A 21323-nucleotide genomic window follows, 5' to 3' on the forward strand; every position below is an offset into this window, starting at 1 on the left:
TATTCGTCGCAATGTCAAAATTCTTCTCCGGTTTATTAGATAGGCAGGTATTAACCATCGGACAGACTATGTATGCTTTCCCAAAAAGCCATAAAAATTTGACCGCAAAAAGCGCCGTTTTAAGTGCTTTTTACGGTCAAATTTTTATATGTTTCTTATCCCCATCGCTGTAAAATCAAAAAACTGTCCAATATAATTTCTACTGAATAGCATCACGCAGCTTTTTAATAGCCTCCGGAAGCGTCATATCCGTCCGGAACAATCCTGCACTCCCCGCCACAAAATTTCCTGCACCGGCAGCTTTCATTCTTCTTGCATTTTCAAAACTTACATTCCCATCGACCTGAATCACCGTATCCCGGTATCCCCGTTTATCTAAATAGCTGCGTACATTCTCAATTTTTCGCAGTGTCTCTTCTACGATCACCTGTCCTGCGAATCCCGGATTCACCGTCATTACCAGCACAAAATCCGCCACATCCAGCACATATTCCAATACTTCAACAGGAGTAGCAGGATTCATTGCAATACCCGGATGTATCCCTTCCTTTCCAAGCGATTGCAATAGTCTTTGCAGATGGACCGTACTTTCTGCATGCACCGATACTGTATCTCCCTCACGAAAAGGAAAGTACCCTGTTTTTAGATCCGGGCGTTCTACCATTAAATGGATATCTAGTGGTAAATTCGTCTCTCTTCTGACTTGTTCGATCATGCATACCCCTAATGCATAATTTGGCACAAAACTTCCGTCCATAATATCAAAATGCAGGTATTCAATTCCCGCTGCCTCCATTGCGCGTATGTCCTTTCTCATATCCATAAAATCAGCGCACATCATCGATGCTGAGATCCCTGTTTTCATCTTTATACTCCTTTTCATTTTTATGTTCTTTTTTGATCATTATCATGGCTGCTATCATAATCAATGGAAATACAGCCGTTATCATCATTGCCATTCGAAGGCCCGCTTGGTCTCCATTTACCACAGAAACTCCCTGCGCGACCATACCTGCAAGCCATGGCGCAAATGCCGCACCCGCGTCTCCGCTTGCCGCAAGCAAGGAAAACATCGAAGCTCCAGCCCGCGGAAAACGGTCCGCTGCAAGTACGATGCAGCCCGGCCACATGATGCTTACCGCGAATCCGCACAACGCGCATGCTGTCAGTGCCAACATACCGTTATTTGTAAATGCAATTAATAAATATGCCGCCAAAGCCAAGCCTGCACCTGCAGTAAGAGCATTCAGTAAATTTTTTCCCCCCGATTTGGCATAGATGATCCTTCCCACTCCCATCATAAGCGCAAACATGCATACGCCTGCCGTATCGCCGACAATTTTGGGAAATCCCGCAGCCTTTTCCATAAATGTCGAACTCCATTCGCCCATTACATGCTCAGAAGCTGCGGCCATAATAATACATAACACCACAAGCAGGAAGTATTTGTTCTTCGCTACTTTTTTAAGCGGCATCTTTTGTTTACCTTCTTTTACAAAAGGGGCAATAGGTGCTTTGGAAAATAAAAATATGTTAATTGCCGGAATTGTCAGCCATAACAATACAATCTGCCGCCAGCTTGCCGCTCCCCATGTATAAATGAGTACCGTAGTAACAATAATGACCGCAATCTGTCCCCATGAATAAAAGGAATGCAGTATATTTATGGCTGAAATTTTCTCTTTAGTCGGGATTGCATTCACAATAGGGTTGATCAGCAATTCCAGCAGTCCGCCTCCTATCGAAAAAAGGATCGTACCGATCAGCAAACCCGTAAATATATCTGCAAACAAGTCTGCCGCAAACACAAATACCAGCAAACCTGCTGCAGCCAGCACTTGTGCTAATATTACGAATGGGCGCGCTCCCAACACATCGGCCGCTCGGCCGAACGCAAGATCAGATGTTACCTGTACAATAAAATTTACCGAAATCAATATGCCAAGCTGAGCATAGGTAATTCCATACAGGCTTTGCAGCGGAACGAACAGGATCGGCGTTAGATTTATCACGATCGCCAACACGATATATCCCATATAACATGCCCGCACCGTATATCTGTAATCTGCTTTTTTCATATCCCTATCATTTTGCACAATTCCTGTTTTGCGCGCGTCTTATCTGGTACATACGATTTAAGCAGCTTCAAATTGCCCTGTACTTCATACTCTCCCATGCCGGCCGGCATAAGCACGCTTTCCCCGCATCGGATATATTCACATTCACTTCCATATCTCAGCACTCCACAGCCTTCGACACAGGTATAGGTATGAAAGCGCTCTTTGTCTGTACAGCTTTTCATATAGGAACTGATCTCATAACATTCCCATGCAAATGCTTCATGAACAAAATAGATCGTCCGCCTGTATCCGCTGTGGTCGACAGAAACGCCCGGGGAGCGTTTTCCTTGCATATTGAGGTCGATCACATGGAACGCATCTTCCACATCTATTTTCCTTCCGCGTCCATAATCAAAGATACGGTAAGTTGTATTGGAGTTTTGTCCGATTTCCACCATGATCAGGTCGCTCCCCATCGCATGCACTAAACCGCTATGAAGCAGGTATACATCTCCTTTTTTGGCTTCATAGCGCTTCATATACCTTTCTGTTTCCCCTGTTTTGATGCTCTTGCGGAATTCCTCTGCCGTACACTCTTTCGTGCCCAAGTATAAAAACGGCTCCTCAAAGGTCTCCATCACATACCATGCCTCTGTCTTTCCCGCCGCCATACCCTTGCTGCGCGCATAGTCATCATTGGGATGTACCTGGATAGACAGCTTTTCCCGCGGATTGACCAAACGAATCATGAAAGGAAAATTTTCCAAATCTATTCTGCTTCCAAGCAGATCATGGCCGAACATATCAACCATTTCCTGTAATGTTTTCCCCGCGTATTGCCCGTTCGTTACGATACTCGTACCTTCTTCATGACAGGCAATATCCCATGTTTCTCCTATCTTCCCCTCGGGAAGATCGCTGCGGAACAATGAAAAATCGCGGCTCCCCCATATTTTATTGATATAAATATGATCAAATTTAAATGGATACAGCATATATCACCTCACGAAGCCCTGCGGGGGTATAGTATCCCCCGCTCATGCCCTCTTCCTGCTTTTTGTATCTATGAGGACTGCAACGACAATAATCAGTCCTTTTACTACTTGCTGCCAATACGAGGAAACATCCAATAGTGTGAGCCCATTCGCCAGAACGCCAATAATGATCACACCGATGACCGTTCCAAAAATCGTTCCCTTACCGCCGGCTAAAGATGCCCCGCCCAAGATGACGGCAGCGATAACGTCCATTTCAAATCCATCTGCTGCCGAAGGCTGCCCTGATCCAAGACGCGCCGCCATCACAAGCCCCGCCAACCCGGTAAAAAGGCCGCTCAGAGTGAACACACCAATTTTTATTCTGTCGACGCTAATACCGGACCATTGACTTGCTTTGGAGTTCCCGCCAACTGCATAAATATGCCGTCCGAACCGTGTATATTTCGTAATAAAAATGCCAACAGCAACAACCGCAGCCATCAACACGACGGGCAGCGGGATCGCACCCACGTATCCCGTTCCAAATTGTGTGAAGCCTTCATCAAATACCGATACTGGATTGCCTCCCGTATAAATAAAAGATATTCCGCGGAAAATCTGCATCGTCGCCAACGTCGTGATAAACGCCGGGATCCGGCCTTTTGCAGTGATGAATCCGTTTACAAAGCCAACTCCCGCGCCGATTGCAAGCGAAAATACCAAGGTCAGGAAAGGGCTTTGTGTCACTTTATATACCGTCGCTCCCATCACACCGACAAATGCCATCACCGATCCCGGAGACAGATCGATATCTCCCAGAATAATAATCATTGTCATACCGACGCCAACGATACATATCATCGACACTTGCCGGAACATATTGAGCAAATTATCCGGCGTAAAAAATGCGTTTGTCAAACAGGCAAAGACCACAAACAGACCAACCATAATAAAAATAAGCGCATATTGCCGAAGGTTTGTAATCTTTCTCCCGCGCTTCGCTTCAGAAGCGATGCTTGCTTCATTATTCGACATCATTCATTCCCTCCAATCGCTGCATGCATCAGTTTTTCCTGATCGAGACCCGCAACAGGTGCATCCAGTGTTTTTTGTCCTTCATAAAGTACGATCACGCGGTCGCTGATATGTAAAATCTCCGGCATTTCTGACGAAATCATCAAAATACTTGTTCCGTTTTTTGCAAGCTGCCGCATGATCGAATAAATCTCCGCTTTTGCTCCTACGTCGATTCCGCGTGTCGGTTCATCCATAATCAAAATGTCGGGTTTCATCGCCAACCACTTCCCCAAAACAATCTTCTGCTGATTCCCTCCGGAAAGCTCCTCTACCGCCTGTTCCTCGCTGCTCAAGGCTACTGAAAGGTCTTTGATATATTTCAGGGCGATTTCTTTCTCTTCAGCTTTTCGCATCCTGATCGGGCTTAAATTCTTCAGGCATGATAATACCAAATTATTTTGTACGGATAGGGATAAAACCAACCCCAATTCTTTTCTGTCCTCCGGAATCAGCGCAATTCCATTATTGATCGCGTCGATCGGCGACTTTATGGTAATCTTCCGGCCGTTTTTATACACTTCTGCTTCATCCGCTTTATCGATCCCAAAGATAATACGTGCCATCTCGGTCCTGCCTGCGCCTACGAGTCCAAAAAAACCTAATATTTCCCCTTTATGGAGTCTGAAATCAAAAGGCTTTGATTTCAGTGTAACATTTACATTCACATTTTTAACTTCAAGTGCAACTTCCTTATCCTTGTAATTCTTCGCCTGAGTGTTCTTTTCTAAGTTTAGCTTCCTGCCTATCATACATTGCACTAATTTTTCATTGGTAGTGTCAGCCGTTTTAAATGTATCAACAAATTTCCCATCCCGGAATACCGTAATACGATCTGTTATTTTAAAAATCTCCTCCATTCGATGGGAAATATAAATAATACTTGTTCCCTTGGATTTCAGTTCGGTAATTAAGTCAAATAGAATATCTACTTCGCGGTCTGTCAGACTGGAAGTCGGTTCATCCAATACAATAATGTTTGCCTGATAGGACAGGCATTTCGCAATTTCAACCAGTTGTTTTTCCGCTACGCTCAATTCCGAGACCAAGACATGAGGTTCTTTATCTATTTTGACGCGCTTCAATATGTCCCGGGTATCTGCATACAGTTTTTTCCAGTCCATTGTGCCCGCTTTTGTTTTGGGTTCCCTGCCGATAAAAACGTTCTCGGCAATACTCATATTGTTAAGGAGGTTGAACTCTTGGAACACGATACTAATTCCTTGCTCCTGTGCTTCTTTTGGTGTAATATGTTCCATTTGCACCATAGTTCCAGCCTGATCCAATTTTTCTACGATCCCGTTATCTTTTGTATATACGCCCGTCAATATCTTCATCAGGGTCGATTTCCCTGCTCCGTTTTCACCCATCAGTGCATGTACTTCGCCCTCCATTAGGTCGAATTGTACATTGTCAAGCACTGTAACGCCGGCAAAGGATTTGGTGATATTTTTCATATTCAAAATTTTTCTGGGCACGTTACCACACCTTTCCAAATGATAGTACTCTTAACCTTTTTGAGCAGAGTGTGGGGAACCGTAAAGCTCCCCAGCCCCCCACGTCAACTCTACTTCCAATTTTTATTCAGCGGCAGCGTATTGCGCTTCACGTTCGATATATTCATCCACATTATCGATTGTGATCAGGCCGATCGGTACGGAAATGAACTCTTCCACTTCCTCTCCATTAATCCATTTGAGTGCATTCTGTACTGCCTGGTAACCCATCTGGTATGGATCCTGAGCAACTGCCATCGAAAATGGCGTTCCAGATTTGATCGCATTGAGATTGTCTTCTGTTGCGTCAACTCCCGTAATCAGAATATCGGTTTTGCCGGCAGCCTGTGCCGCCGAAAGCGCGCCCAGAGCAGAAGATTCGTTGGAGCCTGCTATACAGTCCAAATCAGGATTCGCTTGCAGGATAGTCTCTGCTGCTTCCAGTGCTTTGGTCCTTTCGATTGCCGCAGTTTCGTTCGTCGCGACAACTTTGATTCCCTCTTGCGCATCCATCACTTCGAAAAAGCCTTCCTGTCGATCACGCAGGGATGTGATGCTCGGATTTCCCAGCCACGCAACTGTGCCTGCGCCGCCCAACTGCTCTATAATGTATTCCGCTTCCATTTTTCCGATTTCTTTATTGTCAGAAGAAACAAATGCCGTTACCTCACAATTGTCCACATTGATATCGACCGGAAAAATTCCGATCCCCTTTTCCAACGCTTCGTTGCATACATTGCTAAGCGCCGCAGAGTCGATCGGGTTTACCATAATTGCTTTTACACCTTGCTGCATTAGATTTTCCACGTCCGAAACCTGTGTCTCAACTTCATAATCAGCAGTTGTCACGACCAGTTGTACTCCCGCTTCTTTCGCCGCAGCTTCCGCCCCTTGCTGCATGGCTACGAAAAACGGATGAACACTTTGTCCAAAAGAGAATCCGATCTTTATTCCTTCTGCCGAAGCCGTTCCGCCGCTCTCCGTCGGCGCCTTTGAAGCGGAGCCTTCAGACGACGCGGATGTTTCCGTCGCCGGCGATTCCGCAGGTGCTGCCGGTGCGCCACAAGCCGTAAACAGCATTGCCGAAATAACCATCAGACATACCAGCGTTACAATAATAGATTTTTTCATGTTTTTTACCTCACACTTTTAATTATTTTTTAGGACATTTTTTAATCCAAGGGTCCAACATTTTTTGCTTTCCACGGTGCGAACGATACCTTTCCCATAATCGTATACTGGGAGGCATGGCATGCCGCCGGAATGTTGTCCGCAATATTATTCATTGTCGAATATGCCAGCGTTGCAAATTTGCACGCTTCCTTATATTCCGGCGGGATACCGATCTCATCAGAAGATGTCAGGCGGATATTTCGCGGCAGCTTTTCCTGGATATATTTCATAATAGTCGGATTTTTCACTCCACCGCCGGAAGCGTACATCACCTTTACCCGCTTAAGCATGTCCTGCGGGATATAATCGTTCATATTCCGTACGATCGCTTCCGCCGTGAAAGCGCAGATCGTCGCCATAATATCTTCCGTGGAGAGATGGGAATATTTATCCAGCATTTTGTCACTATATTCTTCCGAAAAATCATACTTCCATCCGGAACGCGGTACAGGCCGCTTGAAGAATTCATGCTCCATGAATTCCGCCAGCATTTTTTCATTTACCGTTCCTTTGGCCGCAACAGCACCATCATAATCGCATGGCTGCCCAAGAAGCCTTCTTGCTGCATTGTCAGACATCAAATTCCCGGGGCCGGTATCGAAAGCAACCATTTTACGGCGGTCTTTATATGCAAGATGCACATTTGCGATCCCACCAATATTAAGCGTAAGTGTCGGCTCTTCCTTATCCCGGAATAAAACGAAATCAAAGTACTGCATCAACGGTGCCGCGCTGCCGCCCCATACATGGTCGGCCTGTCTGAAATTCGTCACAGTAGTGATATTGGTCAGGCCGGCGATCACAGATGTATCGCCAATTTGGTAACCGCATGGATACGGCCCATTCAACCAACGATGTACCCAGTCATCCTTTTGCGCGTCTGTCATCGCCGCAATCTTCACATGGTCGGGCTGCTCCTGATAGAGCGTCTGGCCGTCTACTCCCAATACTTCGATATCCCTCGGATCAATTCCGTTTTCTTTCATGAACTGACGGACCGCTTCCGCCATCTGTGCTCCCGCAATATAGGTAAGGCGGGTAAGTCCTACCATATCGACTTTATTGTCGAATGCAGGTACGATCATATCTTCCACTTCTTTAGGCCATGGATATGATCCTCCCTTCAAAAATTTTGTCGGTTTCGGAAAACCGTCTTCCGCAATTTCTGTTTCCGCAAGAATAACGTCAATTCCATCAAATGATGAACCGCTGTTCATCCCCATAATTAATGCCATTTTTTCCTCCTTGTAACTTGAGATTTGCTTTTTAATCAATATAGTGATATAATCCTAATGGATAAAAGGGTACAAAAAGAACACACATCTTCTCCCTGATATCCGCCCATGCTACAAACATCGCTACATGTTTGTAGCATTTTTTTGTCTCTCCTGTGCTGCCTTTTTTAAACCGTAAATAAAAACCTCTTTCCTATCTCATCACCTCCGTAGTTTAAAGTAAATTATTATTTTAAAAGGTTAATATCACAGCATGATTGGCGTTCGATCATTTGTGTTTTGAGTACGATCGTCGATTCTCCCAACCATTCCTTATTCTCCCGTTTTGCGTTGATTTTCTCAAATAATTTTTCCGCAGCCAATTCTCCCATTTTTTGAGGATCTTGCGTTACCGTTGTCAACGGTGGATCAAGTATCTTCGCTAGTTCAAAATCGTCCCAAGCAATGAAACTAATATCACGGCCAATTTTTCTATTCATTTCCCGCAAGGCAAGCAACGCCCCTGTACATGTAATATTATTAAGAACGAATAAAGCTGTCAGCTCCGTGTTTTGCGCCAGTAACTCTTTCGTGAACCGATTTCCTTCTTCAACCGATGCATTGCTCCCAATTTTGATATATTCCTTATGGTAAGGTATCCCCGCATCGCTTAATGCTTTTTTATATCCGCCGATCCTCTCGTACATAGTTGATGTAAAAATACTTGCGATCAAGCCAATATTTTCATGTCCCTTTTGTATCAAATAGCGAGTCGCTTCATAGCTTCCTGAAAAATTGTCCGCTTTAATGGTCAATTCGTTGACATTCAATAATTCACGGTCAATATATACTACCGGAACAGCTCCGGCATATAACCTTTTTTTTGAGGCATCCAGTATCATATCGTTCGGCTGCGCCGTTGCAATGATCAGGCCGTCAATGCGCTTTGCATATAATGTTTTAATAGCTTTTACTTCCTCGTCGATATCTTCGCCCGTATTGGCAATGATCACACTATATCCTGCTTCTGCGCCTTTCACCTCAATAGAATGAATAATCTCGCTAAAAAACGGATTTGCAATATTCCCTACCAGAACTCCTATTGTTTTGGTAACTTGACTCTTCATACTCTGCGCAATCGCGTTGGGCATATAGCCAAGTTCCTTAGCTGCTTTCATCACCTTTAAACGCGCTTTCTCCGAAACGTTTCCATATCCCCCGAGTACACGTCCAGCAGTCGCAGACGATAATCCTGCCTTTTGCGCTACGTCTATAATTGTAATATTTTGCTTTCCTGTCACGCTTTCCATTTTCCCTTATACTCTCTTCCGCATTTTGATAACGTTATCAATATTTCGAGCAAATACAGATACTTTTCCGTGAAAAACAAATCTTTTTCCATGTATTCTAATATTTTATGGAAATATGCAGATCTCGTTTCCTAAATGTATTTATATTAAAAATCTTATTGAAATATTACAAAACGTTATTTACGGTTTATCTTGCTAACGACTTCATTATACAAAAAGGAAAAAATATTGTCAAGAGATTTGTTGATAACGTTCTCTTTTATTTTGTCTTTTATACAAATGCTGTCAGTCAACCCGTTTTTTGTACCGATCTATTCATAGAAATATTGCTGTTTGGTATTTTTATTCTCTTTTTTCTTTAGGTTTCTTTACAAAGGCATAATCATAAATCACAACAAAAACCGAGCCAACCTACACTAAAACGTCGCTTTTTTCAAGAAAAAGGCGGCGTTTTTTTCATGGCCCGGTTTTGGAAAGGAGTGGTGCTGACTTAATACTAAAACGAAAGGGGGAATTTTTAGCTGGCCGGGCCGGGAGGTCTGGCCTTTTTTCATCTCACGAAAAAGGAGGTTAGCCAATGGCAGATGAAAAAGTAAACGTGAGCCCGGAGGAAAAGAAAGCCCCGGAAGCTCCGGCCCCGTCCGGGCCGGGCGATCCGCCCGCGCCAGAGCACACCGAGGGGCCCGCTGTCCCTGGTGGGGATCAAGCGGCCCCCTCTCATGCGGAGCCCGCCGCTGGGGGGCATACCCAGCAGACCGTTCTCCCCGGTATGGGTGAGGACGCTCCCGCGCCGTCCGGCAAGGTGATCAACCTCTCGGACATCCAGGCCGCTGATAAGGGCGGCAAGGAGGCTTCTGCTCCCGCCCCGGATAAGAAAACGCCGGAGGCGGATAAGCCGCCGAAGCGCCGGGGCCGTCCGCCGAAAGAGCAGGCTGGGCCGACTGTGGAGAAAAAGTTGAAAGCGGCGGAGCCCCGCACAGGCCGCCCGTCTAAGGTTGACAAGGCGGCCCGTGAGGAGGCTCCGCCCTCTGTTCGGGACAAAGTGTCCAGAGGTAAGAAAGCCGACAAGGGCAAGGAAACGGGCTCCGGCGGTGCGCTTGCGTCTAAATCCGCTAAGACGGTAAAGCCGGGCAAGGCCGCTCCTGTCAAGGAGGCGGCAGTCCCGCCGCCGGAGATCAAGCTGCCACCCACGCCGGAGGTGCCGCCCCGCCCGGTGGAAGAGGGAAAAATCGTCTATTTGAAGATGTCGGAGCTCCATCCGTTCCACACGTTCCGGGAACACCCCTACAAGGTGCAGGACGATAAGGCGATGGACGATCTGGTGGGGACGATCAAGGAACACGGCATTATGACCCCTGCCACCGTCCGCCCGGAAAAGGACGGCAAGGGCTATGAGATTATCGCGGGCCACCGCCGCCATCATGGTGGTGCGCGGGCCGGGCTGGAGGAAATGCCCTGTATTGTCCGGGAGATGACTGACCTTGAAGCCGTCCGGGAAATGCGGAACAGCAATAAACAGCGCGGCGATCCGCTCCCCAGCGAGCTGGCAAAGCTCCTGGATTTGGAGGTGGAGGCCATCAAACGCCAGGGAGCCCGCCCGAAAACGGAGAAAGAGGCCGAGGCCCTGGGTAAGCTCTCGGTGGAGATCGTGGGTAAGGAACACGACATGAACTATAAAAAGGTCATGCGGTATATCCGCCTTAACTCCCTGGTGCCGGAGCTTCTGGACAAGGTGGACGCAAAGCAGATGGGCTTTATGCCTGCGGTGGAGATCTCGTATATCAGGCCGGAAAACCAGCGGCTGATTGCCGTTTCCATTGACGGGGAGCAGTCCTCCCCCTCGGTGGCCCAGGCGAAGAGGCTCCACGAGCTGGACAAGGAGGGCAAGCTCAACGGCGATGTGATTGACGGTATTTTGAGTGAAGAAAAAAAGGAGGATCGCGGTGTGATTATTTCGACTGCTGAACTGTCTAAGTATTTCGGCAAGGAGGTCACTCCTGCCAAAATGAAGGAGCAGATCATGGCCCTGCTGGACGAGTGGAAAGAGAAACAGCCGCCCGAACTGGCGAAACCGGACAAGAAAAAGGACTTGGAGAAGTAACCGGGCCCCGCTTCTGGACATTTTGTCCAGAGGTAAGCGCCCCGCGCTTGGGATGGGCTCTGTGGTGATATATCCCCCGTCGCCGCCTATATTCCTGCACAGCCGGGAGTGGGCCGTCAAGGGTGCAACGCACCGCCGCTCGCGGCGGCTTGCCCTTGACGGTCTGCCCCGGCTGTGCTACTTCCAGCGGCGCGGCGGGGGTATATATCCTCCAGAGCCGCCCCCTTTCCCTGGATAGGGAAAGGGCGGGGGATAGGGTCGAACTACCTATTATAAATATCGGAGGTGTTGAAGATGAAACGATCCCTTGCTTATATTACCGCCGCATGGCGCGGCGATCCTGCGGTGGACATGGAACAGGCGGCGCATTTCTGCCGTGTAGTTTACGATGCGGGCTATTCCCCCATCTGCCCCATGCTCTATCTGCCGCTGTTCCTCAATGACGCGGTGCCGGAGGAGCACAAGAACGGCATCGACATGGGCCGTGACCTGCTCCGGCGTTCCCGTGTGCTGGTGGTGTGCGGCCATACGATCACCGAGTCCATGAAAAATGATATTGCCGTGGCCCAGCGGCTGGGGATCACCGCTACCACCCTTGAGGGCATCCTGACCGTCAAGGGCCAGGGCCGCCGCTGATATGGCGTCCCTGTTTGAAGCCTACATCACGAACCTGGGAAAATACAACGAGGGCGAGCTGGTCGGTGAAACCTTGAAATTCCCCACTACCACGGAGGAGGTGCAGGGACTTCTGAAACGCATCGGCGTGGATGGGGTGCGGTATGAGGAATTTTTCATCACCAGCTTTGACGGTGATGTGCTGGGGCTCTATGACTACTTAGGCGAGTATGAAAACCTGGACGAGCTCAACCATCTGGCCTGCCTGCTCTCCGAGCTGGATCAAGGCGACTTGGAGAAGTTTGAGGCGGTCATTGACAGCGGCGAACATACTTCCAGCGTGGCTGACCTGATCAATCTGGCGCAAAACCTGGATTGCTACGAGTTTTATCCCGGTGTGGAGGACGATGAAACCCTGGGCCGCATTTATGTGGAGGATATGGAGGCCATTGACATTCCCGATCACCTGCTCCCTTACTTCGATTATGAAGCATACGGGCGGGACGTGCGGATCAACGAGGACGGCCACTTTGCCCCCGGCGGCTATGTGCTGAACAACGGCGGCAAATTCATCGAGCACTACCACAGGATCGAGGACATTCCCGCCGAGCATAAGGTTTTCGCGTTCCCGCAGCTCTCGGTGCGGGAGCAGATGGCGGCCTACAAAGAAATTATTGACGGCTCCTCACTGGAGGGCTATCGGAAGATTGCCAAAAAGGAGCATGAGGAGCGATAACGACACTTCTGGACACTTTGTCCAGAGGTGCCTTTTTCATGGAAAGGAGGGATACGGCTGATTGATGAGGACGTTTCCAGACGTACCATAGCAGTTTCCATCAAGGCGACAAAGCTCACGGGCCGGGTGCTGGCCCAGGCGTGTCTGGCGGTGGGCCGGAAGATCAAAAAAGCTCACCGGGCCCGCCAGACACCCCACGGCAAACAGACGGTGCGCCAGCTCATGGGCCACGGGGCCGCCACGAACAGCATCGAGGTGGAGTCCCCAAAGGACTTTGACCGGGTGGCCCGGAAATGGAATGTAGACTATGCCTTTTATAAGACCGGGCCGGATAAGTACCTGCTGTTTTTCAAAAGTGGGCAGGCCGATGCCATCACCGCTTGTTTTTCGGAATATTCCCGGCGCGTGATGAAGCGTTCCAAGTCCCGGCGCGTCCCGATCCGGGAACAGCTCAAACGGGCCGCTGCTGAACTGGCCCGCCAGCCGTCCCACAAGAAAGAACGTGCAAGGGAGGCGGTGCATGAGGACAGATAGCGTTAAGAAATATGTGATACCCAACATCCCGTACCTGTTTATCCTGTGGGCCTGCCTAAAGCTGGGGACGGCCTACCGCCTGGCTCCCGGAGCGGACTTTGCTCACAAGCTGATGGGCCTGGGCCAGAGCATCGGCCCGGCCTTTGCCGACTTTGCGCCGGGGCTCCATCCCTTTGACTGGCTCATCGGCATTGTGGGCGCGGTGGGCTTCCGCCTGCTGATCCATATGAAAAGCAAGAACGCAAAGAAATTCCGGCGGGATGAAGAATACGGATCGGCCCGCTGGGGCACCGAAAAAGACATCAAGCCCTTTGTCGATCCGAAGTTTGAGAACAACGTCATTTTGACAAAGACGGAGTTTCTCACCATGAACACCCGGCCTAAAAACCCGGCCAACGCCCGCAACCTCAACGCCTGCATCATCGGCTCGTCCGGGTCGGGCAAAACCCGCTTCTGGCTCACTCCCCAGCTACTCCAGGCGCACAGCTCCTATGTGTGCGTCGATCCAAAAGGCGGGGTGCTCTCCCAGGTGGGGGCTTTCCTGCAACGCCGGGGCTATAAGGTCAAAGTGTTCAACAGCATCGACTTTTCAAAATCCATGCACTACAATCCGCTGTCCTACATCCATAATGAGGCCGACATCCTAAAGTTTGTCGATACCCTCATAGCGAACACCAAAGGCGAGGGCAAGGAGGGCGATCCGTTCTGGACAAAGGCAGAAACGCTCCTTTATTGTGCGTTGATTGCCTATATCATTTTTGAAGCGCCTGCCGAGGATCGGAACATCAATACCCTGGTGGACATGATTTCCGGCATGGACGTGAAAGAGGATGACGAGTCCTATATGAACGCGGTGGACTATATGTTCAAGGGCCTGGAAAAGCGCAAGCCGGATTGCTTTGCCGTGAAGCAATACAAGAAATATAAGCTGGCCAGCGGCAAAACTGCAAAATCAATCCTTATTTCCTGCGGTTCCCGGCTGGCCCCCTTTGACATCCCCCAGCTCCGGGAGATCATGTCTTATGACGAACTGGAGCTTGACCGCATCGGGGATCGGAAAACGGCGGTTTTCTTCACCATTTCCGACACCACCCCGACTTATAACTTCATTGTGGCCCTGGCCTTTTCGCAGATGTTCAATCTTCTGTGCGAACGGGCGGACAATGTTCACGGGGGCCGCCTGCCCCATCATGTGCGGGTGCTGTGGGACGAGGCGGCCAACACAGGCCAGGTGCCCTCGCTGGAGAAGCTGGTGGCCGTCATCCGTTCCCGTGAGGTAAGCCTGTGCCTGTTCTACCAGCAGTACGCCCAATGCAAGGCCATTTACAAGGACAACGCGGAAACGATCTTAGGCAACATGGACAGCGTGATCTTCCTGGGCGGGCGGGAAAGCTCCACCATTAAGGAAATATCCGAGAACTGGCTGGGAAAGGCCACCATCTCCATGCAGACCGAGGGCCGTTCCCGTGGTCAGTCGGAAAGCTACAACCAGAACACCCAGCGGCTGGGCCGGGAGCTGATGACCCCCAGCGAGCTGGCTACCATGCCGGGCGATAAGTGCATTTTGCAGTTGCGGGGCCTGCCCCCGTTCTTTTCGTCCAAATACGATTTGAAACAGCACCCGAACTACAAGTACACGGCTGAGGCCGATAAAAAGAAAAACGCCTTTGACCTGGATAAGCTCATCAACCGCCGCAGGCGGCCTGGGCTTTCCGAGGCTTGTGAGGTGTACGAGGTAGACGTATCGGAAGCGGGGCCCGTAAGCGAGGACGAGGACATCCTCAATTACGACGACGTAGACGATCCGGATGCCTATGTATAAATCACTTCTGGACAAAGTGTCCAGAGGTCGCAACCTGCCGCCCAAACGGGCGGCTTTTTTCATGGCCGGGGAAAACCCGGAGAAATGGAGGCTATATGCAGTTCTTTTCTTCCGCTATTGATACTTTGCAGACCCTTGTTGTAGCTCTCGGCGCTGGTTTGGGCGTGTGGGGCGTTGTCAATCTCCTGGAGGGATACGGCTCGGACAACCCTGGCTCCAAAAGCCAGGGCATGAAGCAGCTTATGGCTAATTAGATGTAATAAAAAAGCGAAGAAAGGGAAAACACAATCCAGACGGAACCGGCGGTGCGGTCAAGAAATATTGTGGAAACGCAAGATTTCTGCTATAATGGGTGCAGAACACTTGACGATGGAAAGAGGGACGGGAAGCCTATGAACATCAGCTATCAGCCATTATGGAACACCCTGAAAGAGCGTGGCATGAGAAAAGAGGACTTGCGGCTTGCCGCCGGTCTGACAACCAACATGATTGCCAACATGGGCAAGGGCGAGCATATCAGTATGAAAACGCTGCTGCGTATCTGCGAAGCCCTGAATTGTGAGATTACCGATGTGATTGAGTTAGTATCAGACGAGCCTGCTTCCACAGGAGGTAAGGAACATGAGCGAATTGAAACCAAGAATAACAGAAAACAGAATTGACTATATCCTTGTCGGAGATTACTACATCCCGGATTTGAAACTTCCGGAAGAACACCGCCCCATCGGAAAGTATGGACGGATGCACCGGGAATATTTAAGAGAAGTCCACCCATCCAGATTGAATACATTGATACTGACCGGAGAATTGTGGACATATCTTGTAGACATGAACGAACAGGCACAGGAACGGTCAGACACTATCATGGAACAGCTGAAAGCTGCCGAGGGCGTGACAGAGGAATTAAAGCGTACCTGTCAAATGGAATGGGTGCAGCGTTGCAATAACATTCACAACCGGGCAGAAGAAATTGTTTTGCATGAGATGATTTATTCATAACGGTATGGTAGAATGATTATTACAAATTAGAAGTTGTAAAGGAGACTTTGTATGGGTAGAAAAGAAATAACAACAAAAGAAGATTTAATGAAAGTAATAGAATTATTCGAAAATACTGGAATTACATACTGGTTGGATGGCGGATGGGGTGTAGATATTTTAGCTGGTAAACAAACAAGAATTCATAGAGATATAGATATAAATTTTGATGCTCAACATACGGAAAAATTGTTAAATGTGCTTTTGAATCTGGGCTATAAAATTGATACAGACTGGAAACCGGTTAGAATAGAGTTATATAGTGATGAACTTGGTTACTTAGACATTCACCCGTTCGTTTTAAATGAGGACGGAACTTCAAAACAAGCTGATTTAGAGGGTGGCTGGTATGAGTTTGAAAAAGATTACTTTGGTAGTGCTTTTTTTGAAGGAAAAACAATTCCTTGTATATCCTTAAAAGGTCAAAGAGTTTTCCACTCAGGTTATGAATTAAGAGATAAAGATAAGCATGATATTTCAATTCTTGAAAGTTTATCAAAATAACATTGCTGTAATTTCTAAGATAAATTCCACTTTATCGCTTTGAAATTTTAACTGAATAACCACAGCACAAACCGCTGCTACATGGGAGCCAACAAACCATGCAACAGCGGTTTTTCCTTACCTTTTTTTCCTCTGGCTGATAGGCGTTCCCATTTTCTTTGATTTTTTGAGAATCCGAATCAGCCAGCGAAATTCTTCGTCTGACAGATTTTTATAGTTGATGCCGAGCTGCTTGCAGTAAAGGACAACCAACTTTTCATCCCGGCTGCCCTTGAAATTTTCGACCGCTTCCAGATTTTCTTTCAGTTCATCGGCAACAGTGGTCTGGGGCGCACTCTCACTGTCCTTTTTGTGGGCTTCCCGAATATCACGGATAATCCGGTTGAGGTCATCCAGAACCATGTGGCTGAAATACTCATCATCGCTGATATGGGCAGCTTGCAGCACCTTCAAATGCGGGTCATCTTCGCCGGGGCGATACCGTTCAATGATTTCATGCCGGACGGTATCGACAAGGGCGTTGAGGTTTTGAATCTGCATGGTGGCAATCCCGTCCACATAAATCTCAATATCTGCAAGAAACTTGATAAAATCTTTATGTGTGGCAAGCTCACAGAGCAGACGGTTGTTAATCCGACCGCTTTTCAGAAGTGCGACCATCTCATCATTCAAATGCAGCTCCGTCAATGGCGTGTTGATCTGCTCCCTGTTCTCTGTCCGGCACAGCAGATAATCAACGGAAACTCCATAGAAGTCTGCCAGCGCGATAAGGTTGCCATGATTGATTTCCTTATAATCCTCTTTTTCATAACTTCCAAGAGCTGATTTGGAAATACCCGTCAACTCTGATAATTCTTCCAGATTTAAGCCTTTGTCCTTGCGGAGTTCCCAAAGGCGTTCCTGTATGCTTGTCGCTCCTTTCATGGGCACACGCTCCTTTCCGGCGGTTTGATTGCTGCCGCTTAACTGGATTATATCACACTTTCCGCAATCGTGGAAATTTCTGATTTTTACCCTTAATTCCTACTTTGTGGACATACGGCACAGGGTACAAAAATGTTCTATGATACAGGTAGTTCATCGATGGATTATTCCAATCGAATGACCAGCCTGTGTGGGATATGCTTCCCCGGCGATGTAGTGCCATGACTTTTGGCAGGGATGTGGAGGAATCCTGACCAAAACGAGCGTACCAAAGGGAGCAATACGCCGCTGTGAGATTCAGGGGAGGAACGACACCAGGGAGAACTGGCGAACTGACACCGAAATGATACCGAAACACGACAATCTGATAGGGGGATAGTCTACCCTATCGCTGATACTTCGGGAGATTTTAAGCGGCTCTATGACCGTAATTTTGCCGAAAAGCGCCCCGAAACCATACACTAAAACGGGAGGAAGCGCAATATGCCGAGAATGAGCAAAAAGAGGAAGTATGAGCTTTCCTTTTACCTCAATGACCGGGGGCGTGTCACTTACAACGAATTATGCCGGAAATGCCAGCATGGGTGCAAGCAGAGCTTCCGGGCGGTTGTGATTGACTGCCCCCGTTATTTATCCAAACGAGCAAAGAAAAAGGAGGAACACACAGAATGAATTTTGAATTTATGACGATAGACACACCATTGCCGCCATGTATGCCATTTCCCAGAGCGTTGACAGGGTTTCCAGTTAGCAGCACCGCAAAGGTTATGTACTGCCGGATGTTGGACGCTATGCTCTCCAAAGGGCAGGAGGACGAGAACGGAATCCTGTTTGTTTGCTTCCCTGTTACAGCCATTGCCGCAGTCCTGTCCCGCAGCCCCATGACGGTCAAGCGTTCTTTGAATGAACTGGAAACCGCCGGACTTATCATGCGGGTGCGTCAGGGCGTGGGAGAACCGAATAGGATTTATGTGCTGATACCGGGAAAGGAGGACGCCGCCCTTGCCTGATACCTCAAAGCTGGAAAAGCTCAACCGGGAGCTGGAGAAAAGCGAAAAGAAACTGCGGAAAGCTATCAATGATGAAAAGGCATTGCAGCACCAGTTAAAGCAGCTTACCCGAAAGGAACGGACACACCGGCTCTGTACCCGTGGCGGTATGCTGGAAAGTTTTCTGCAAGAGCCGGAACGCCTGACAGATGATGATGTCATGCTGTTGTTGAAACTCATTTTTCACAGACAGGACACGCAGGAACTATTGAAAAAAATGCTGGAACGGGAGAAGCCGGAAACCCCTTAGTTTACTAAGGGCGCAATTATACACCACCCAGAGGTTGGTGCATTGCGTTCTCCGAAGGCTCCTCGCCGGAGGGCTGTGATTTTCCGCAGTCATGGTCTGCTCCAAATCATACAGGGGACGCTACGCTTCCCCTGCGCTGGCTGCCGCCAGCTACCCTTTTGTGAACTTGCCATCTGGGGACACCTTGCGTTGCAAGCTGTTCCCAGCCGACAAGTTTTATAAAATATGCTATCTTTTCGATAGGCAATAAAGTATAATAAAGTCAGCAATAAATCGTAATTTATCAGAAAATGAGGAATAGTTGAAATGGAGGCGCTATAATAACATGAAGATTGAAGGGAACCAGAAAGAACTGGATGCAATGGTAGAATTTCATAAGGGAAACCGTGTCGAGGGGCTGAGACTGCAAGAAGAATTTGCAGCGGAATTTCGTAAGGAGTATAAAGACAAAGATCACTGTCCTTGCCTGAAAGCCTGTCGTTATCACGGAAACTGTAAGGAATGTGTAGCAATCCACAGAGCGCATCAGGAACATGTTCCTAATTGTATGCGACCATTGATTAATAAAAAATTGAAATTGATGTCAGAATTAACAGAGCATACCTTGGCAAATGAAATAGAAGCTCCACATGAGATTTTAAGAAAATAGACAAGTCAAATTTCAGTTTGTTAGCTTTACATCGGGTCAACTTGTCCCGAACTTTTACAACTAAATACCCGCCGCTCACACAGCGGCACACCGAGCAGGAAATCTGAAAAAAGGTCTCCTGCTTTTTTTGTCCAAAATGAGGTGGTAAAGCACCACCCCATCCGTCAATTACAGAAAGGAGGGACACGAAATGCCCTGTCCACACAACGAAATCACGATTGTTCAGCGCAGCCAGCGGCAGTCTGCGGTTGCCGCCGCTGCTTACCAGAGTGGTGAAAAGCTGTTCTGTGAATACGACCAGCAAGTGAAGCACTACCCGGAAAAGCGTGGTATCGTCCACAATGAAATCCTGCTCCCGGCAAATGCCTTGCCAGAGTATGCAGACCGCAATACCTTATGGAACGCCGCCGAAGCAGTGGAGAAGCAATGGAACTCCCAGCTTGCAAGGCGGTGGGTGCTTACCATCCCAAGAGAGATACCACCTGACCAGTACGCTGTCCTTGTCCGGGAGTTCTGCCAGCAGCAGTTTGTTTCCAAAGGCATGATTGCTGATTTTGCCATCCATGACCCCCATCCGCCGGGACACAATCCCCACGCCCATGTCTTGCTCACTATGAGGGCAATGGACGAACATGGGAAATGGCTTCCCAAGAGCCGCAAGGTTTATGACCTTGACGAGAACGGGGAACGGATAAAGCTGCCATCCGGCAGGTGGAAAAGCCACAAGGAGGATACGGTTGACTGGAACGACCAGAAGTATTGTGAAATCTGGCGGCATGAATGGGAGGTCATCCAGAACCGTTATCTGGAAGCCAATGACCGCCCGGAGCGTGTGGACTTGCGTTCCTATGCCAGACAGGGGCTTGATATTATCCCTACTGTCCATGAGGGTGCTGCTGTCCGGCAGATGGAAAAGCGAGGTATCCAGACGAATATCGGCAACCTGAACCGGGAAATCAGAGCCGCCAACCGCCTGATGAAGTCCATCCGGCAGCTTATCCAAAACCTCAAAGGCTGGATTACCGAGCTGGGAGAAAAACGGAAAGAACTGCTTGCACAAAAGGCGGCGGAGGAAGCGACACTTCTCCCCAATCTACTAATGAAATATATGGAGATACGAAAGGAGGAACGGAAGGATTGGACAAGGGCTGGACAGAACCGGGGGACTTCACAGGACTTAAAGGCAGTCAGCGAAGCTCTGTCCTATCTTCGGCAAAAGGGGCTTTCCACTGTGGAGGACTTAGAAGCATTTCTGGAATCTTCCGGGAAATCAGCCGCAGATTACCGCAATCAGATGAAGCCAAAGGAAGCCCGCAGCAAAGTGATTGACGGGATTCTTGCCAGCCGGACAGACTGCAAGGAATGTAAGCCTGTCTATGAGAAGTACCAGAAGATATTTTTTAAGAAAACAAAGGAGAAATTCAAACAGGAACACCCGGAGGTTGCCCGGTATGAGAAAGCTGCCGCCTACCTTGCCAAACACCCGGACGATAAGGACAGCACCCAAAAGGAACTGCAAGAGGAGCAGGAAACACTTCTGGAAGAAATCGCAGAGATGAAAGTACCGCTGACCGAGGTGCAGGAGGATTTGAAGAAGCTGCGGGACATCCGCTACTGGGTACGGAAAGCCACCCCCGGCACAGAGGAAAGCAAAGAGCCGCCCAAGAAGCAGCCTATCAAGGAAGTCTTGCAGGATAAGGCGAACGAGAAAAAAGCACAAAGAACTGTCCCGGCACAGGCGAAACACAAACAACAGGATATGGAACTTTAACAGGCACTTGCCATTTTCAATCAGAG

The 21323-nt window shown here is 48.4% G+C and carries 23 protein-coding genes; 14 read left to right on the forward strand and 9 right to left on the reverse strand.

Annotated features, from left to right (window positions below):
* Positions 1–199: 199 nt before the first annotated feature.
* From rpe to PUP29_RS06160, 8 genes are all read right to left on the reverse strand, one after another.
* Entirely contained in the window at positions 200–865 is a 666-nt protein-coding gene (gene rpe, locus PUP29_RS06125; protein ID WP_079546697.1) for a ribulose-phosphate 3-epimerase, read from the reverse strand.
* The gene (locus PUP29_RS06130) at positions 828–2078 is read right to left on the reverse strand and encodes an MFS transporter (protein WP_353424029.1); all 1251 of its coding nucleotides are present in this window, start codon (positions 2076–2078) and stop codon (positions 828–830) included. The genes rpe and PUP29_RS06130 overlap by 38 nt, the downstream gene beginning before the upstream one ends.
* Positions 2075–3055, reverse strand: coding sequence for a type I phosphomannose isomerase catalytic subunit (locus PUP29_RS06135; protein WP_353424030.1), 981 nt, complete (start codon positions 3053–3055; stop codon positions 2075–2077). Before PUP29_RS06135 ends, PUP29_RS06130 begins: the two co-directional genes overlap by 4 nt.
* 42 nt (positions 3056–3097) lie before the next feature.
* Positions 3098–4075 (reverse strand): ABC transporter permease, encoded by a 978-nt coding sequence (locus PUP29_RS06140; protein WP_079546695.1) that lies wholly within the window; start codon positions 4073–4075, stop codon positions 3098–3100.
* Positions 4072–5568, reverse strand: coding sequence for a sugar ABC transporter ATP-binding protein (locus tag PUP29_RS06145; RefSeq protein ID WP_079546694.1), 1497 nt, complete (start codon positions 5566–5568; stop codon positions 4072–4074). Before PUP29_RS06145 ends, PUP29_RS06140 begins: the two co-directional genes overlap by 4 nt.
* A 123-nt stretch (positions 5569–5691) precedes the next feature.
* Positions 5692–6738 carry a sugar ABC transporter substrate-binding protein gene (locus PUP29_RS06150; protein WP_353424031.1) on the reverse strand — a complete coding sequence of 349 codons (1047 nt, stop codon included), beginning with the start codon at positions 6736–6738 and terminating at the stop codon, positions 5692–5694.
* Positions 6739–6779: 41 nt separating this feature from the next.
* A complete protein-coding gene (locus PUP29_RS06155) occupies positions 6780–8015 on the reverse strand; it encodes an anhydro-N-acetylmuramic acid kinase (RefSeq protein WP_079546692.1) in 1236 nt (411 codons plus the stop codon).
* A 227-nt stretch (positions 8016–8242) separates the two neighbouring features.
* A complete protein-coding gene (locus PUP29_RS06160; protein ID WP_079546691.1) occupies positions 8243–9304 on the reverse strand; it encodes a LacI family DNA-binding transcriptional regulator in 1062 nt (353 codons plus the stop codon).
* A 577-nt stretch (positions 9305–9881) separates the two neighbouring features.
* Between PUP29_RS06160 and PUP29_RS06165 the strand changes: the two genes are divergently transcribed.
* The 9 genes from PUP29_RS06165 to PUP29_RS06205 all read left to right on the forward strand — a co-directional run bounded on the left by PUP29_RS06165 (position 9882) and on the right by PUP29_RS06205 (position 16654).
* Positions 9882–11405 carry a ParB/RepB/Spo0J family partition protein gene (locus PUP29_RS06165; RefSeq protein WP_353424032.1) on the forward strand — a complete coding sequence of 508 codons (1524 nt, stop codon included), beginning with the start codon at positions 9882–9884 and terminating at the stop codon, positions 11403–11405.
* 294 nt (positions 11406–11699) lie between these two features.
* On the forward strand, positions 11700–12041 hold the full coding sequence (locus PUP29_RS06170; protein WP_087234751.1) for a DUF7768 domain-containing protein: 342 nt from the start codon (positions 11700–11702) through the stop codon (positions 12039–12041).
* A 1-nt stretch (position 12042) separates the two neighbouring features.
* Positions 12043–12756: an antirestriction protein ArdA gene (locus tag PUP29_RS06175; protein WP_353424033.1), complete on the forward strand. Its 714-nt coding sequence runs from the start codon at positions 12043–12045 to the stop codon at positions 12754–12756.
* Positions 12757–12855: 99 nt separating this feature from the next.
* Positions 12856–13290: a PcfB family protein gene (locus tag PUP29_RS06180; RefSeq protein ID WP_243130919.1), complete on the forward strand. Its 435-nt coding sequence runs from the start codon at positions 12856–12858 to the stop codon at positions 13288–13290.
* A complete protein-coding gene (locus PUP29_RS06185) occupies positions 13277–15112 on the forward strand; it encodes a VirD4-like conjugal transfer protein, CD1115 family (RefSeq protein WP_353424034.1) in 1836 nt (611 codons plus the stop codon). Before PUP29_RS06180 ends, PUP29_RS06185 begins: the two co-directional genes overlap by 14 nt.
* Positions 15113–15207: 95 nt before the next feature.
* Entirely contained in the window at positions 15208–15366 is a 159-nt protein-coding gene (locus PUP29_RS06190) for a Maff2 family mobile element protein (RefSeq protein WP_094762465.1), read from the forward strand.
* 138 nt (positions 15367–15504) lie between these two features.
* Complete coding sequence (locus PUP29_RS06195; RefSeq protein WP_075877045.1) at positions 15505–15774, forward strand: helix-turn-helix domain-containing protein; 270 nt, start codon at positions 15505–15507, stop codon at positions 15772–15774.
* Entirely contained in the window at positions 15734–16111 is a 378-nt protein-coding gene (locus tag PUP29_RS06200) for a TnpV protein (RefSeq protein ID WP_075877044.1), read from the forward strand. The genes PUP29_RS06195 and PUP29_RS06200 overlap by 41 nt, the downstream gene beginning before the upstream one ends.
* A 51-nt stretch (positions 16112–16162) precedes the next feature.
* A complete protein-coding gene (locus PUP29_RS06205) occupies positions 16163–16654 on the forward strand; it encodes a nucleotidyltransferase domain-containing protein (protein ID WP_009266803.1) in 492 nt (163 codons plus the stop codon).
* Between the two features lie 117 nt (positions 16655–16771).
* Here the strand turns inward: PUP29_RS06205 and PUP29_RS06210 are convergent, their stop codons facing one another.
* Complete coding sequence (locus PUP29_RS06210; protein ID WP_075877043.1) at positions 16772–17578, reverse strand: helix-turn-helix domain-containing protein; 807 nt, start codon at positions 17576–17578, stop codon at positions 16772–16774.
* 483 nt (positions 17579–18061) lie between these two features.
* On the opposite strand from PUP29_RS06210, the gene PUP29_RS06215 reads away from it, so the two are divergent.
* The 5 genes from PUP29_RS06215 to mobQ all read left to right on the forward strand — a co-directional run bounded on the left by PUP29_RS06215 (position 18062) and on the right by mobQ (position 21297).
* Positions 18062–18250, forward strand: a complete 189-nt coding sequence (locus PUP29_RS06215) for a hypothetical protein (RefSeq protein WP_020989947.1) — start codon at positions 18062–18064, stop codon at positions 18248–18250.
* Positions 18247–18588 carry a DeoR family transcriptional regulator gene (locus PUP29_RS06220; protein ID WP_003020305.1) on the forward strand — a complete coding sequence of 114 codons (342 nt, stop codon included), beginning with the start codon at positions 18247–18249 and terminating at the stop codon, positions 18586–18588. The genes PUP29_RS06215 and PUP29_RS06220 overlap by 4 nt, the downstream gene beginning before the upstream one ends.
* Positions 18581–18877, forward strand: a complete 297-nt coding sequence (locus PUP29_RS06225; RefSeq protein ID WP_009296086.1) for a DUF3847 domain-containing protein — start codon at positions 18581–18583, stop codon at positions 18875–18877. The genes PUP29_RS06220 and PUP29_RS06225 overlap by 8 nt, the downstream gene beginning before the upstream one ends.
* 325 nt (positions 18878–19202) lie before the next feature.
* Positions 19203–19526, forward strand: a complete 324-nt coding sequence (locus PUP29_RS06230; protein ID WP_004613237.1) for a hypothetical protein — start codon at positions 19203–19205, stop codon at positions 19524–19526.
* A 190-nt stretch (positions 19527–19716) separates the two neighbouring features.
* Positions 19717–21297 carry a MobQ family relaxase gene (mobQ, locus tag PUP29_RS06235; protein ID WP_087989538.1) on the forward strand — a complete coding sequence of 527 codons (1581 nt, stop codon included), beginning with the start codon at positions 19717–19719 and terminating at the stop codon, positions 21295–21297.
* Positions 21298–21323 lie beyond the last annotated feature (26 nt).

This window comes from Christensenella massiliensis, from assembly GCF_040409835.1.
GTDB lineage: Bacteria > Bacillota > Clostridia > Christensenellales > Christensenellaceae > Christensenella > Christensenella massiliensis.